The organism is Microbulbifer maximicatervae (SeqCode) (assembly GCF_052467225.1).
The window spans coordinates 995728-1010499 of record NZ_CP174303.1 but is presented as its reverse complement, the minus strand read 5'-3'; the positions used below and the strand labels follow the sequence as shown (position 1 = coordinate 1010499).

Annotated in this window: 17 protein-coding genes and 1 other RNA gene; 9 read left to right on the top strand and 9 right to left on the bottom strand. The window is 49.6% G+C overall.

The genetic code is table 11. The features are described from left to right. Positions 1-888: 888 nt before the first annotated feature. The 5 genes from ACJJIZ_RS04445 (at position 889) to ACJJIZ_RS04425 (ending at position 4117) form a co-directional block, all read left to right on the top strand. A complete protein-coding gene (locus ACJJIZ_RS04445; RefSeq protein ID WP_444915318.1) occupies positions 889-1134 on the top strand; it encodes a hypothetical protein in 246 nt (81 codons plus the stop codon). A 720-nt stretch (positions 1135-1854) separates the two neighbouring features. Then, positions 1855-2538 carry an alpha/beta hydrolase gene (locus ACJJIZ_RS04440; protein WP_444916187.1) on the top strand — a complete coding sequence of 228 codons (684 nt, stop codon included), beginning with the start codon at positions 1855-1857 and terminating at the stop codon, positions 2536-2538. A 60-nt stretch (positions 2539-2598) separates the two neighbouring features. Continuing rightward, entirely contained in the window at positions 2599-3336 is a 738-nt protein-coding gene (locus tag ACJJIZ_RS04435) for a DUF1963 domain-containing protein (protein WP_444915317.1), read from the top strand. A 75-nt stretch (positions 3337-3411) separates the two neighbouring features. Next, positions 3412-3777: a hypothetical protein gene (locus ACJJIZ_RS04430; RefSeq protein WP_444915316.1), complete on the top strand. Its 366-nt coding sequence runs from the start codon at positions 3412-3414 to the stop codon at positions 3775-3777. A 118-nt stretch (positions 3778-3895) separates the two neighbouring features. Beyond that, positions 3896-4117, top strand: a complete 222-nt coding sequence (locus ACJJIZ_RS04425; protein WP_444915315.1) for a hypothetical protein — start codon at positions 3896-3898, stop codon at positions 4115-4117. Positions 4118-4208: 91 nt separating this feature from the next. Here the strand turns inward: ACJJIZ_RS04425 and gcvH are convergent, their stop codons facing one another. The 8 genes from gcvH to ACJJIZ_RS04385 form a co-directional block, all read right to left on the bottom strand. Then, on the bottom strand, positions 4209-4595 hold the full coding sequence (gene gcvH, locus ACJJIZ_RS04420) for a glycine cleavage system protein GcvH (RefSeq protein ID WP_444895858.1): 387 nt from the start codon (positions 4593-4595) through the stop codon (positions 4209-4211). A gap of 66 nt (positions 4596-4661) precedes the next feature. Further along, a complete protein-coding gene (gene gcvT, locus ACJJIZ_RS04415; RefSeq protein WP_444915314.1) occupies positions 4662-5750 on the bottom strand; it encodes a glycine cleavage system aminomethyltransferase GcvT in 1089 nt (362 codons plus the stop codon). A 268-nt stretch (positions 5751-6018) separates the two neighbouring features. Further along, positions 6019-7134 (bottom strand): CNNM domain-containing protein, encoded by a 1116-nt coding sequence (locus tag ACJJIZ_RS04410; protein ID WP_444907019.1) that lies wholly within the window; start codon positions 7132-7134, stop codon positions 6019-6021. 5 nt (positions 7135-7139) lie between these two features. Then, the gene (locus ACJJIZ_RS04405; protein WP_444915313.1) at positions 7140-8081 is read right to left on the bottom strand and encodes a rhomboid family intramembrane serine protease; all 942 of its coding nucleotides are present in this window, start codon (positions 8079-8081) and stop codon (positions 7140-7142) included. Between the two features lie 148 nt (positions 8082-8229). Next, on the bottom strand, positions 8230-9468 hold the full coding sequence (locus tag ACJJIZ_RS04400; RefSeq protein ID WP_282930941.1) for a UbiH/UbiF/VisC/COQ6 family ubiquinone biosynthesis hydroxylase: 1239 nt from the start codon (positions 9466-9468) through the stop codon (positions 8230-8232). Positions 9469-9518: 50 nt separating this feature from the next. After that, entirely contained in the window at positions 9519-10757 is a 1239-nt protein-coding gene (locus tag ACJJIZ_RS04395; protein WP_444915312.1) for an FAD-dependent monooxygenase, read from the bottom strand. 64 nt (positions 10758-10821) lie between these two features. Then, positions 10822-12174, bottom strand: coding sequence for a Xaa-Pro aminopeptidase (gene pepP / locus ACJJIZ_RS04390; protein WP_444915311.1), 1353 nt, complete (start codon positions 12172-12174; stop codon positions 10822-10824). Then, positions 12174-12728 carry a UPF0149 family protein gene (locus tag ACJJIZ_RS04385; RefSeq protein WP_413663604.1) on the bottom strand — a complete coding sequence of 185 codons (555 nt, stop codon included), beginning with the start codon at positions 12726-12728 and terminating at the stop codon, positions 12174-12176. Before ACJJIZ_RS04385 ends, pepP begins: the two co-directional genes overlap by 1 nt. A gap of 208 nt (positions 12729-12936) precedes the next feature. On the opposite strand from ACJJIZ_RS04385, the gene ACJJIZ_RS04380 reads away from it, so the two are divergent. The 4 genes from ACJJIZ_RS04380 to ACJJIZ_RS04365 all read left to right on the top strand — a co-directional run bounded on the left by ACJJIZ_RS04380 (position 12937) and on the right by ACJJIZ_RS04365 (position 14342). Beyond that, entirely contained in the window at positions 12937-13140 is a 204-nt protein-coding gene (locus tag ACJJIZ_RS04380; RefSeq protein WP_108734784.1) for a TIGR02449 family protein, read from the top strand. Next, positions 13140-13469, top strand: a complete 330-nt coding sequence (locus ACJJIZ_RS04375; RefSeq protein ID WP_413663605.1) for a cell division protein ZapA — start codon at positions 13140-13142, stop codon at positions 13467-13469. The genes ACJJIZ_RS04380 and ACJJIZ_RS04375 overlap by 1 nt, the downstream gene beginning before the upstream one ends. Before the next feature lie 85 nt (positions 13470-13554). Next, positions 13555-13735, top strand: a non-coding RNA gene (ssrS, locus tag ACJJIZ_RS04370) — 6S RNA. A 28-nt stretch (positions 13736-13763) separates the two neighbouring features. Next, positions 13764-14342 carry a 5-formyltetrahydrofolate cyclo-ligase gene (locus ACJJIZ_RS04365; protein ID WP_444915310.1) on the top strand — a complete coding sequence of 193 codons (579 nt, stop codon included), beginning with the start codon at positions 13764-13766 and terminating at the stop codon, positions 14340-14342. Positions 14343-14435: 93 nt separating this feature from the next. Here ACJJIZ_RS04365 and ACJJIZ_RS04360 read toward each other — a convergent pair whose 3' ends face one another. After that, on the bottom strand, positions 14436-14573 hold the full coding sequence (locus ACJJIZ_RS04360) for a hypothetical protein (RefSeq protein ID WP_192879435.1): 138 nt from the start codon (positions 14571-14573) through the stop codon (positions 14436-14438). Positions 14574-14772 lie beyond the last annotated feature (199 nt).

The following is a 14772-nucleotide window of genomic DNA, read 5'->3' as shown; positions in this document are numbered from 1 at the left end:
TTCTAAGTATTGGGTATATTGCCGTGGGTTTTATGCGACTTACCCATTGGCATTCGCACTCTGATTTTCAGCCAGTAATTTAGGAGAGATATCCTGCATGATCGTACCTATTTAAAAGTTCAATGTCCCTGAAAACTCATTAATTACTCTTCTCAAGCCGTATATTTTGGCTGGGCACTACTTATGATACATTCTGATATTACAAATATTGCAGCAAGTATTACAACTCATTGATTTATAACGATTTTTTCTAAAAGAGGGCTCAAGGCGAATATACTGTACACGTGATATGGCCACTGGAATATTCTTCAATCGGTACTGGTTTTTACATTAGTGGGTATCTTTCCCTGATTTGAGTCGTTTTCCATTCTCTGGGCATGCTGATAAATGATATGATTTCTCCCACTTTCGATTATACGAATAGACCAGCCAAGGAGAGTAAATGGTCAGTCAGAGAATTAACTATTTGCAGATAGCAGGGATACTTACTGTATTGGCTGCTTTAGTTCATATTGGGTGTATAGTATTTGGTGGTGATTGGTATCGGTTTCTCGGTGCCGGTGAACATATGGCTCAACTAGCTGAAAGTGGCCACCCCTACCCAACTATTGTAACTAGCGTAATTTCAGCCGTTCTACTGCTTTGGGCTAGCTATGCTTTTTCTGGAGCGGGTTTAATTGTTAGGTTACCGCTAGTTCGGCTTGGCCTAATACTAATCTCAACGATACTTTTAGCTCGTGCGCTGGGTTTTTATTTCATAATGCCAGCCTTCCCAGATAATTCGCTAACTTTCTGGCTAACCAGCTCAGGCATATGTTTAATTCTCGGCTTAACCTATTCGCTTGGTTTAATACAGAGGTGGAACCTAATTAGCAGAAAGACCTAACAATGGGTGTATTACTAGAAAATTTTATTCGTGAAGAACTCTACGAGCGCTTGATTGGGCGTATTGAAGCCACTGTTGAAGAACCATCGATAGCTTTTAGAGAGTTTAATGGAAATGTTTATGATCTTGTATTTAATTTTGAAAAATCAGAAGTAAGTGTAAATAGTGTCTTAGATGCTAGTTCAACCGGCACTGAAAACTTGTCAATAGATGTATTTTTATTAGCAATAGGGGCCATTGTTAAGTAAATTTGTAAAACTCAAACTTCTAGTTCTTATAGCTAGTACTGCTTTAATTATAAGTTGAGGTGAAAGCACGTGCACAGCACAATCTGATAAAGTGGTCACGGCAAAGAGTTTGACTAATGAACAGTTAGCATCTCTTTATCATTCGGCACTAGAGCTTATGGATAATTCTGAAAATATAGTACTTAAAGGCGATCAGATTCCGGCTGTATTTACAGATACAATTAGTCCAACTCTTATTCGGGTAAGGTCGAAATCTATCTGGCTGTACCTAGAGACATGTAGCTTTGACAATAAAGTGGTTATCTTTATTAATGCTCCATCTATTCTTGGTAGGGGTAATATCACAATAAGGTGGGGAGAAGGCCCAACCACACAATCTATTGAGCTTTGGCATCAAGTGTAAAGGTAAGAGTATTATCTTTCCCTATATCATTAAAGATTATGATTAAGAAATTGATATTAGTATTTGTGAGCAGCATAGCTATTGGCTGTTCCACAGTAGTTACAGAATATATTGAGCGGTCTAATAGCTTTGATTTTAAAGAGATTGTTTCTTTCGATACTATTGAAACTTATGGGTTTAAAAACAACAGGTATTGCTCTACAGAGCATAAAGTATGCACAAACTACCTTCTAGGGGAGCCACTTGAAAACAAGAAACTTCACTATACGGTTTCCCTAGAATAATTTAGCGGTGCGGAAAGCACTGTTAGTTTAGACATTTTAAAAAGCTCACTACCTGAATTACATTCAGGAACAGTTGTTCTTATACATGGTTTTAGGGCATCTAAAGAGTTTATGCTGAATTCGGCTCTGTACTTCAGAATGTTAGGCTTTAGAGTTATAGTTCCTGACTTATTAGGGCATGGTGAGTCTGATGAGGATAAAGAATACGGTGTTGGTGATACTAAAATAGTCAACGAAATCATCAACAAATATGAAAATAAAACCCTGTATATTGTTGGTAACTCTATGGGTGGTACAACTGCAATGCACATTTCTACTTTAAGAAATGACATTGATGGAATAATACTACAAGCTCCAATGCTTCGATTTGATAAGGCAGTTTTAAATTATACTAAAGCTAACTTTCCGAGTATGACAATGCTTTTCTCAGAGGAAAGCATCAAGCAAGGAGCGTTAGATAGTTTAGTTAGAGCCGATATCACCCTTGAACAGACGGACATTAAGCCAATTATTGGATCTTCTAGTGTACCTATAATTATTTTTGCATCATCTTCAGACCCTATTGTTCCACACAGAAGCTATAGCAATCTAGCATCGAATGGTGTTTCAATTGTAAAAGTTGACGACCGAAACCACCCAAGTATGTCAATAATTGGTAACAATGAAAGTCGGGAGTTAATTCACTGGTTTGGTAAGCTAACACACAAATCCAAGTGATGCTTACAATCTGACTGACTTATTAATAAGATTCTTATAACTTGCATGAGGTATTAAATTTTGTCTGAAATTGATTGGGAGAAATATTGGGAAGAATTAAAAAGCAAACTCAGCCCCTATAGAAAAATCGCGTGGGAACCTCAAACACAAGAGCAAGTGACTGAAATATCAGATTCTAAATTTTGTGGAATGCCACTACTTACAGCAGAAGGCTGGCCTGAGTGTGGAAATTGCAATGAACCTATGCAGCTCTTTGTACAATTGAACTCTAAAGATCTCCCAGAGGCTTCAAATACCCCTTTTGGAGATGGAATATTACAAGTTTTCTATTGTGTTAACGAAAATTCAAGCTGCGAGGCTGACTGTGATACGTGGGCTGCAAATTCAAAAGCTACACTATTAAGGATATTGCCACTAAATATTCCGGCTCAAACAGAAGTTACATTAACCCCTTCTTCAGATTATCCAGAATTAAAAATAACTGGTTGGGAAGAGTTAGAAGACTACCCAGATACATTTGAGCTCGAGGAGTTAGGTGTAGAGCTCTCAGAAGACGAAGAAGATTTTCTATGCGAAGACGAAGTTCCATTCTCTGGTGAAAAGTTACTGGGGTGGCCGCATTGGGTCCAGGGAATTGAATATCAATCCTGCAAGATATGTAATAAACAAATGCAGTTTATCTTTCAAATAGACTCCTCAGGAAATATTCCTTATATGTTTGGAGATTCTGGATGCGCACATATTTCACAGTGCACAGAACATAAGGAACAATTAGCAATGGCATGGGCTTGCTGTTAATAATAGAATTAATACAATGCCGCTTATACAACGCTGTTTACAAAAAAATATTATAACCTTGCTGGAAAGACCAGAGTGCTTTATACAAAATTGAACAAGAAGGCTATATCCTGGGGTCTGATTAGTTTCAGTATTCTTTGGGTCATGCTGACTCTGATGATAAATTTTCTAGCCGTTCCACTTAGCGCTACAGGGGTACTCCTAGTTTTGTCGTCTATTCTCTCAGGCATAGTGGTGGTAAAACGTGGTGCTCAGGCCCCTTTAATCAACGCTGCTATCTCTGGTGGCATTGCTGGATTGCTTCTATATATTTTGACTGTTCCATTTTTCGGTGTGGATCTATGGAGCCTGATTTATTCTTTAGTAGTTACTACGGGGGGATTTGTGGTAGGTGCTACTCTTTGGTTGGGCGCTTCTTTTTTTATAAGGCTACGTAACTAAGCTTCCTCTCTACGGGTGAATAGCACATATAGCAAGTTTGCCTCAATTCAATAAAAATTGAGGTAAGTAATGAAAAATAATTAGTCTTGTGCTTAATGAGTGGTATTTCAGTGTTAACTTGAACTGGGTTTCAGCATTCAACTTCGACACGAATACCGACATCCTCATATACAGCCTGGAAGAAGGGAAGTTACTTGCCAAGAATATTGCTGAAAGGGATGTCGTTGATGAGCAGGCTAGTGAATCTCCACAAAACAATATCTTGCGGGCCTATAAAGCTCAGCTAGATCAGATTGTGAATGATGAGGAAGTTCGCAACGCAGTATCGTTTGATCAATAAGCGGAAATTGTTTTAGGCGCTTATAAAACAAAAAAGGCTGTGGGGATTACCCACAGCCTTTTTTAATATGCTTTTCAGCACATTCGCTCTATTAGTCTTCGGACTCTGAGCGATATGTGTCTGCATCCAGCATATTGTCCAGCTCACTCACGTCGGAGGGCTTAATGCGGAAGAACCAGCCATCGTCGTAAGGAGAGGAGTTTACAGTTTCCGGAGCGTCTTCCAGAGCTTCATTGACAGCAACTACTTCACCGGAAACCGGGGAGTAGATATCGCTGGCAGCTTTAACGGATTCAACTACTCCTGCCTCGTCACCAGCAGCCAGGTTGGTGCCCACTTCTGGAGTCTCAACGTAAACCACATCACCCAGGGCATCTTGAGCGTGATCGCTGATGCCGATGGTTACGGTGCCGTCCTCTTCCAGGCGTGCCCACTCGTGGCTGGAGAGGTATTTTAATTCATTGCGGATTTCGCTCATGCTGTTATCCCTTGATTAAGCATCTAAGTTTATTGTCTTAGTGACGCGTACACCTCTGGGCGACGCTTAAATAACTGACTTGCCGTTGCGTACGAAGCAGGGCTTAACCACCTTGACTGGCTGCAGTTTCTTGCGGATTTCCACCTGTGCGGTATCACCAACACTCACCGGAACTCGCGCCAAGGCGATAGAGTAACCCAGTGTGGGGGAGAAAGTGCCGCTGGTAATGATACCCCGGTCATCACTATCGTCTACCACTACCGGTTGACCTGCGCGCAATACACCGCGCTCTTCAAGCACCAGGCCTACAAGCTTGTGCTTAACGCCATCGGCTTTTTCCTGCTCCAGAACACCACGGCCGATAAAGTTGCGGCTCTCCGGTGCCCAGGCAACCGTCCAGGCCATGTTGGCAACCAGAGGGGAGGTCTCATCGTCCATCTCATGCCCGTACAGGTTCATACCCGCTTCCAGGCGCAGGGTGTCGCGTGCACCCAGTCCACAGGGAGAAACGCCCGCTTCGGCCAGGGCGCGCCAGAAACCACTGGCATCTTCACCCGGCAACATAATTTCCAGACCATCTTCACCGGTGTAACCGGTGCGCGCTACAAACCAGCCACCTCGGGCAACGCTTTGGAAAACTTTCAGTGCGTCAATCGCGGCAGTCCAATCAATGCCCAAAACCTCTTTGGTTTTCTCGATGGCATTGGGGCCCTGGATAGCGACCATCGCTACATCCGGGCACTCTGTCAGGGTCACATCGAAGGACTCTGCCTGCTTGCGCATCCACGCCAGGTCTTTCTCGCGAGTTGCACAGTTAACAACCACTCGATAGCCGGGATCGCGCAGGTAGACGATCAGGTCGTCAATCACACCGCCTTTGTCATTGAGCATGCCGGTGTAAAGGGCCTTACCCGGGTTGCCATCCAGCTTGGACACATCATTGGCCAGCAGGTAGCGCAGGTAGTCGCGAGCTTGGGCGCCATCTACGTCGACCACGGTCATATGGGAGACATCGAACATCCCCGCATCGGTGCGCACCTTGTTGTGCTCATCCAGCTGCGAACCGTAGTGCAGCGGCATGTCCCATCCACCGAAATCCACCATTTTGCCGCCCATAGCGACATGCGTGTCATACAGAGGAGTTCTATTTCCCATTTTTAAAATCTCAGTCCGTCAGGTTCCGAAGCGGCGTATTCTAGCGGCTTGGGTACCGGCCTTGCCAGCGGGGCAGACGCGGCAATATATATGCTCTGCAAGCCTAGCAGGCATTGGTAGTAAAACCTGTCCAGGTTCACAGAGGCCGTCAAAGATTCCGCTGGCGCTCTATCCTGCATTCGCCCGCGTTTGGGAATCGGGCAATACCCAATACCCGCTGTATTGGGCTAGTGCAGAAATGATCACTTTTCAACCAGCAAAGCTCTTATCAGTCACTGCCCCGGTCGCGCCCTTGACCAGCCTCTTCCGCGTTCTCTTCTGTGTTTGCGGATTCGTCGACTTTGAGGCCGTACTTCTTCGATCTCCAGCGCCACAAACGCTTAGCCAACTCCTGGCGGTCCGGTGTTTTATCTGCCTCGTCGACAATTTCTTCCCCGAGCAGGGTCTCCAGCAGATCCTCCAGGGTCACCAAGCCCTCGAGACTGCCATATTCATCCATAACCGCACTAATCTGCACGCGGCGGGACAGCATTTTCTGGAACGCTTGGTAGATAGTCGCTGTTTCCGGCAGGATCAACATTTCACGGCGATAATCCGCCAGAGTTTTCTGGTGTTCGCCTTTGGCGTAGGCCAGCAGTAGCTCCTGTCGCAATACAAAACCCACCACACAATCCGGGTCGCGATTTTCATAGACAGGGATACGGGAGAAACGCCCTTTCTCTGCATCCTCGTAGGCCTCTTCCACAGTAATGTCCTGCGGCAGGGAGAAGACTACCGTACGGGGAGTCATCACCTCGCGCACGGAGTGGTCCCGCAGGGTGAAGAACAGGTTGCGCAGAATGCTGGACTCCCGCTGCTCCAACTGCCCTTCGGCCTCGCCAATTTCCGCCATAATGGCGAACTCATCGCGGCTGAAGCCCGTCAGGGTTGGGCCGTGGGACAGTCCTTTGGTCAACCACTCGGACATTTTTACAAACGGGTGGAGTAACCAAACCAGGCCGCGCAATACATAAGCGGTGCTTGGGGCCAATTGGCGCCAGTACACGGCTCCCAGGGTTTTGGGGATAATTTCAGAAAAAACCAGGATCAGCAGGGTCAGGATCGCTGAAGCGATACCCAGGTACTCATTGCCAAAAACCGCTGCTGCCTGGGCACCAGCACCTGCAGCACCCGCTGTGTGCGCGACGGTATTCAGAGTGAGGATTGCGGCCAGGGGGGCATTAATATCGGATTTTAATTTGCGCAGCAAAGACCCCGCTTTATGCCCCTCCCGCTCCATCAAGCGTACGTATGGCGTTGTTACGCTGAGAATAACTGACTCTGCTATCGAGCACAGAAAAGAAAAGCCAAGGGCAATAAAAACGTAGGTTATCAGTAAAATCATAAAATTCAGATTGAAGCGGGATAAGAGTTAAATTTTCGCGCACCACCAGCAACGCAGTAAACCAGCGCAATCAAAAAACCAGCAAAAAAGCCTCCTAAATGCGCAGCATTGGCGATGCCGATCCCAGTAAAATAGGTAATCACTCCAAGAACACACAATATCATCCACACAATCGCCAGGGTAATAATACCCGGGGGTATATCTCTCCATGCCGGTTGCCAACGCTGCATTACCACAGCAAATCCGACCAGCGTGTATACAACACCCGACATTCCAGCGAATATCACCTCGGGCTTCCAGGCATATTGGGATAAATTAGCTGCAATCCCGCCGAGCAACACCAGAAGGCTATAAATAAATGGCCCTCCGCGTGCTTCCAATGGACGCCCAAGTATCCAGATAGCCAGAGCATTGAACAGGGCATGCTGAAAAGACAAGTTGATGATTGCAGGAGTCCACAATCGCCAAAACTCCCCTCTCTCCAAGTGCCACATTAAAGACGACTGTGAGAAAAGTGGGCCACCACTGGTATCTGGATATATTAAAAGCGGGGCAGACAGATTATTGGAATGTAAAAACCAACCAAAAAAACACAGGCCGATTAACAGTAAACTAATCGGTGTTTTATCCATTGGGAAAGTCGGTAAAAATGAGGGGCTTACAGGTGCTTTCTCCTTTGATGCTTGTCCCTCTTCACCCGGTAAATGTTCGCCGGCCTCTGGTTCTGCCTTTGTTAGCTGAACTCTGTCCAGATCAACTAATCCCCGCTCCCAATCTTGCAAAAGCGGCTTCAGCAATTCAGCTATACCTGAATCTGTCGTCAACAACGCCTGCTGATTTTTTTCCTCAGCAATTCTCAATGGCAATTGGTAACGCTGTATTAAGCGAAAAAGCGCGCTGAGATCCTTTGATATAGGAAATGAGTAAACAGTAATCCAGTGACTCAATTGAAATTAACCTTTTTTACCGACGGCAAGGCTTTTAATTCCCCTCTGCCTCTGGGAAAAGCCACTAAGTAGATAGGCAAACACCAGCAACTTCTCTGACACCCCCACCGAGCACTTTCTCCCGATCCGTTTTGCGGGAATAGCAAATTTAAACAGCCATAGCCCGCATAATAATCCGCTTCTTTAACATGGGGCTGGCATCTACCATGCTCAACCCAGTGTTACGCAGCCAGCGCCAGTGCACATCACCAGCACCGAACAAAGACTTAAAGGCGCTCATCGCTTTCATAGTGGCGGCGTTGTCGCCGCGACGGCGGCGTTCGTAGCGGGCCAACACTGAAGAGTGAGAGGGCTCCAGGCCGCGCGCCATAGCGCGGTCAATTTCATCTGCCAACACCCGCACATCCTGCAGCCCAAGATTTACACCCTGGCCCGCGAGGGGGTGGATACTGTGGGCGGCGTCTCCCACCAATACAGCGCCAGGGCCGCGATAACGTTCCGCATGGCGCGCGCGCAGGGGGAAGGAAAAGCGCTCACTGACGGATTCCACTTTGCCCAAACGGCTCTCAAAGGCTTTTTCCAGGTTCAGGGCAAAGGCCTGGTCATCCAGCATCAATAGCTCTTGCGCCAGCTCTTCATCCGCAGACCAAACCACGGCGCAGTGATTGTCATCCCCCAACCCCGCGAGAGGTAAAAATGCCAGTGGACCCGTTTGTAAAAAACGCTGCCAAGCGGTGTGACGGTGAGATTTCTCACTGCGCGCGACACACACCAACGCAGTTTGATGGTAATCGGTATCCTGGGAGCGGATATGCAGTAAGTCTCGCACTTTAGAGCGGGCGCCATCGGCACCGATTAACAGGCGGGTACGCACTATCTCTGGTTGCTCACGGAGGCCATCCTCTTCATTTAAGCGATCTTCACCGCGAGGCTGTAAATGCCAGAGTCCGCAGTCGCGCCACCAGCTCTCCAGGCGAAAACCATTGACCAACTCCACGTTGGGTAAGGTTTCCAGCCGTGCTCTTAACGCGGCGACAATGACATTATTCTCAACGATATGACCAAGATTCGGCAGCTGCACATCGCGGCTGTTAAAGCTTACTGAGCCGGTTCCATCTGCATCCCAAACCCGCATTTCCACATAGGGGCAGGCGCGGCGGCTGGCAATATCATCCCAGGCTCCCACCTCTTCGAGCAGCTCGCGGGAGGCCTGTGTCAGGGCCACCACGCGAGGTTCATACTGCGGTGACAATTGCGGCGTTGTTTCCGGGGACGCCTCCAGCAAGGCCAGACGCATGCCCGGGTGCCGAACTGCCAGCAGCGCTGCCTGGGCCATGCCCACCATGCCCGCACCCACAATGGCAAAATCCAAACGATGTCTGTTCATAAAAGCCAATTCCGCTGAAGTGGCAGCAGCCGTCCCCGACCCTGCACCTTTTAAAGCCCAAATCCCGCCGCTTGATTGACAAATTCCCGGCGCAGCGGCGGGACCATTGTAAGGCCGAGCATTCCCAACTGACGAATTCCCTGTTGCAGCCAACCGGAAGAGGAAAACAGTGTGGGAATACGGTCACTGAATCCAATCGTCAATTGCTGGTCCAGCTGGCGCATTTCTCCGTATTTCTGCAGGAAATCGAGCCGCCCTGGCAATGTATCCGACGTCACTGTCGACAGCGCTTGTGCCAATCCATAACAGTCCCGCAGAGTCAGGTTAAAACCCTGCCCTGCTACTGGGTGCAGAAAGTGGGCACAATTGCCCATCAACACCACATTCCGGCGCCACTGTTCCTGGGCGATCGATAAACTCAGTGGATACCCCTGAACGGCTCCAACCTTAATAAAACGTCCGGCACGCCAACCAAATACCTGCTGCAGTTTTTTCAGGCGCTCAGCCTCAGGCATTACACCGACACGCTCAGCTTCTGCTTCCTCGCAAGCCCACACAAGTGCCGCGCGGTGCTGCCCTTCTCTATCTGGCAGCGGCAAAAGTGCCATGGGCCCCATTCGAGTGAAGCGCTCGTAAGCCACACCTTGGTGAGGCTGTTGCAGAGCGACCGTAGCGACGAGCGCTCTCTGAGGGTACTTAACCGAGCTGATTTCTATTCCCAGCTGGCGGCAAAGGGGAGAGTTCACCCCATCGGCAACGACCACCAATCCACAGGACAGTGCCTGATCGGGGGATTTCTCACCGGATCGCCACAACAGGTTTGCGCCCGCAGAGGTCATGGTAATGTCAGTAACCTGCGCCGGCGCTAATAATTGGGTGGAAGTGCTGGTCAGTGCACTGTGGAGAATCGGGCCCAGCGCTGCATTTTCTATCACTGCACCCAGAATGCCCTCAAAGTTGACTCCCTGTCCCTCACGGGTCGAGAGGGCGGCGCCAAATGCATGCCCCCGGTCACTCACATGAATACGATCAATCGGGGCGCTATAGGCTTGCAGAGCAGGCCAGAGTCCAAGCTCCGCAAACAACTGCAAGCTGCCTGCGGCAATGGCTGTGGCTCGCGTGTCGAAACTCGGCAACTGAATACTGGCAGCGGCATCCGGCAGTGCTCTCTGCTCCAGGAGCGCCACACTGAGTTGAGGACAAAAATGTGACAACATTAATGCCAGGCTGGCTCCCGCCATACCGCCACCGACAATGGCCACATCTACTTTACGCGCCGACTCACCCATCCCAATTCCCCCTTTGATTATTCGGCATTGAAATATTATTGGCCGAACAATCCAACAATCACTTCTAACGGGTCAGTAAGTCCCGTCCATGAAGCATGGTGTATTCAATATCTTCAATCGCTTTTGGAGCCGCTGCTGAGAGGATCTGAGGCCCTCTATTGGTAAGTGCGACATCATCTTCGATTCGAATCCCGATCCCGCGAAATTCTGCGGGAATACTCTCATCGTCCTCCGGGACATAAATTCCGGGTTCAACCGTCATTACCATTCCGGCTTCCAGCTGGCGCCAGGCTCCATGAATGCGATAATCACCCACATCGTGCACATCCATGCCCAGCCAATGGCCAACCCGGTGCATATAAAACTGCCGATAAGCGCCAGACTCTATCAACCCCTGGGTGTCGCCCCGCAACAGTCCTAAATCGACCAACCCCTGAGTGATTATCTCAACACTGGCAGCGTGGGGATGGTCCCAGTGATTGCCCACTGAAACCTGTTCAATCGCCGCTTGCTGTGCCGCCAAAACGATCTCATAAAGTGCGCGCTGCGGTCCGCTAAATGAACCATTAACCGGATAGGTGCGAGTAATATCGGCCACATAACCACGGTACTCACAGCCCGCATCCACCAGCACCAAGTCCCCATCGCGCAACTGGGCATTATTACTGCAATAGTGCATCACCAACGCATTGCCGCCACCCCCAACGATAGTGGGATAGGCTGTTTCCCGGGCTCCGGAGTCGACAAAGGTATGCAGGAGGGCAGCCTCCAGCTGGTATTCGTAAAGGCCCGGCTGGCATCGGGTCATGGCCCGGCTGTGTGCCTCGGCACTGATTTTGGCCGCCTGCTCCATTAAGCGAATTTCCTGGGCCGACTTAATCAGTCGCATTTCCCGCAACTGGTAATCGAGGTCGACCATTTCCGGTGCCCCCCCGGTATCCGGCGCTGCGGTAATCCGCTCCAGGTAATTGCGGATTCGCTTATCCAAATGGGCGTAGCGGCCCATGGGGAAATAGAGCAGCTCGCGCCCTTCTAGCAGCCCCGGCAAAATATCATCGAGATCACCGATGGGAAATGCATCGTTCAAGCCGCACTGCTGCATCGCGCGCTCCGGCCCCAGGCGCGGGCCATCCCACTTTTCTTTTTCCGCATCGCGCTCGCGACAGAACAACAGGGTTTCTCCCTGTGTTCGTCCCGGCACCAAAACCAGCAGCGCTTCCGGTTCATCAAACCCAGTGAGATACAAAAAATCACTGTCCTGGCGAAACGGAAAATAAGTATCCCGGGAACGCAGTTGCTCCCCAGCTGATGACACGATTGCCAAACTACCTGTGGGCAATTCTGCCATCAGGCGGTTGCGTCGGCGGGCGTACTCAGATCGACTGATTCCCGCTGTGGTTTTCGGGGTCTTAGACATCAGTGAATGGTGGGCTCGCTATTGGAGTCCTTACCCTTTACCTCAGTAAATATATTGAGTACGGCTACGCGCACGTATTCCTGCAGTTCCACCAGTTGCAGCTCAGTCTCCTCACCCTCTTCAACATGTTCGGCATCCAATTGGGCGATGGCACTAATATCTTTTAAAGCTTCGTCACTGGTGGGCATCAATTTTTCCCGGGCCCCGCCGACACCAAAGCCGTGCAGGAATCCATCGCACCAATGACCCAGCGCCAGAGCGCGGGAGACAACATCTTCGTCATCGCACAGCACCAACTGAAAATCGAAGTTAGAGCCGTCGAGCTGCTTGTGGCTTTCCTCAGTCAGCTGGAAAAAATCCCGATTGAGATCTGCCGGCACCGCCTCCACATCGAGCAATCCGGCCAGCTCATTCTGCCAACGCTGTTTGTCCGGTCGCTCGCCCGCCGCCAAAATGCCACAGATAAAACCGTGTAATTCACTGGGATCAGCCTGCCCCCCAGCTGAGAGAATGGCGTTGGCGAGGAGTTCAAATCGGCTAGCTTCAGAAGTCATGGTTACCGTACAGCTTTTTGTAAATTAGGCTTTTCAATCCGGCCGTCACACTGGTGCCAAACCGGGAATTTGAGGCATTAAGAGACAATTTTGTGATTGTCCGCGCAGGTGCAGCGATTGACCCACCAATACGCCGGCAATATAGTAGCGGAATCCCTCGCAGTCTGTCGTGTTGCGAACTCAGACGTCGACCTCAAATGCAGGAAATATGGATAAGCTGCAAGCGCTAGAAAGCACCGTGGATTCACTCATTGCCCGCTGTCAACAATTGGCGGATGACAATCGTGAATTACGCCGGCAGGAAGCCGACTGGCTGCGTGAACGCCAGCGCCTGATAAAAAATAACGAGGCCGCCCGCTCGCGGGTAGAAGCTATGATTAACCGTCTTAAGGGGCTAACGCAAGATACCTGATGTCTGAAACCGCATCACCCTCCGAAACTGTAACTGTTTCTATTCTCGATAAAGAGTACCGTGTCGCCTGCGCGGAAAGCGAGCGTGCCGGACTACAGGCTTCGGCACACCTGCTACACGAACGCATGTCCCGCATCCGCGCAACAGGTACTGTCATCGGCTTAGAGCGTATCGCCGTAATGGCAGCGCTTAATATTGCCCACGAGCTTATCCAGGCGAAAGCTGAGCTCAGCTCCATTCCCCTGCAAGAGGAAATGTTGGAGCGGCTTACTGATAAGGTGCAAAGTGCACTGGGCGAAATAGACTCGGAAGAAAAACTTCAGGAGTAAGGTGACAAGAAGCCACTTTCTGCTACCGGTCACTTCATTTAAATTTCTGGTTAACAGCCCCCCGCTCTACAAGTTATAATTGATTCATACCCTGGGGTGTTGGCCAGCAGACTATGTCCTTGAGCCGATAATCTTACCCCGGTGGTTTCCAGCGGGTGCTGGTGAGCAAGTCCGCCTTGTAGCGGAAAGCCTTATGTACTCCGGATCCCACCACCTTGAACCTTACGGTTCAAGGCTCCGTCTACAGCCGCACACTCGGGGTACCCTATTTCTTCACGCTCTTCTCTTCCCACAATGACTGAAACCAAAACGCAACTGCGCCGCCGTATGCGCGCGGGGCGACGGGAACTCAGCGCCTATCAACAGCGTTTGCATGGCCGTGCAGCCATCACTCTCCTGAGCCGTATCCCACAAATGAATCGAGCAGTGCATGTCGGTATCTATTGGCCGACTGATGGCGAGCTGGATGTCCGCTATCTGCTGCAACGTTTTCCACAAAAACATTTTTATTTGCCACAGCTGCCGGCAGAACCACACCCCCACCTCCGGTTCAGGCGTTGGCAAGGCGAACCCTTGGCTTTTCGCAATCGCTATCGCATTCCGGAGCCTGTGCGCACAACTTACCGCGCTCCCAAGCTCCTGGATCTTGTTTTGGTTCCTCTAGTCGCCTTCGACCCCAGCGGAGCGCGCTTGGGTATGGGGGCCGGTTTCTACGATCGGACTTTTGAGCGCAAACAGTTATTACCAGGCACTGGACCACAACTTATCGGCGCGGCGCACCATCTACAATGTGTGGATAACCTGCCCACAGACAATTGGGATATTCCACTGGATATGGTGGTTACAGAGCAAAGGATTTACCGCTGCCGCTAAAAAGTGGGTAGTGGAGCACAAAAAAAGCCGGACACCTCAGTGTCCGGCTTTTTTTGTGTTTGCTCGTGGGCAGAGCGCCCCCCCGGCATCAGCCTAACGGGTAACCACTCCCTGTTGCAGAGCAGCCGGCGGTTCAGCTTCGGAAGAAAATACCTCAGATAAACCACTGGTACTCAACAGAACGCCCGCGACAAAGACAACCACAGCGATTGTCAGCGCATCGGCTTTCATTGGGACCATCCTGTACGATAATTTTGTTTTTATATGCGTTTCGCCCCGCTTATGACCAGAGCCACAGCAAAAGTTCCACGCGAATAGACAATACTCAAGAAGCGGCGTAATAGTAACCGTTTATTGGATATTTTATGAGTTTTTTGTCTCAAAATTAGACAAGCAAGTTCGACAAAACAGGATTTGCAGTCTATACACG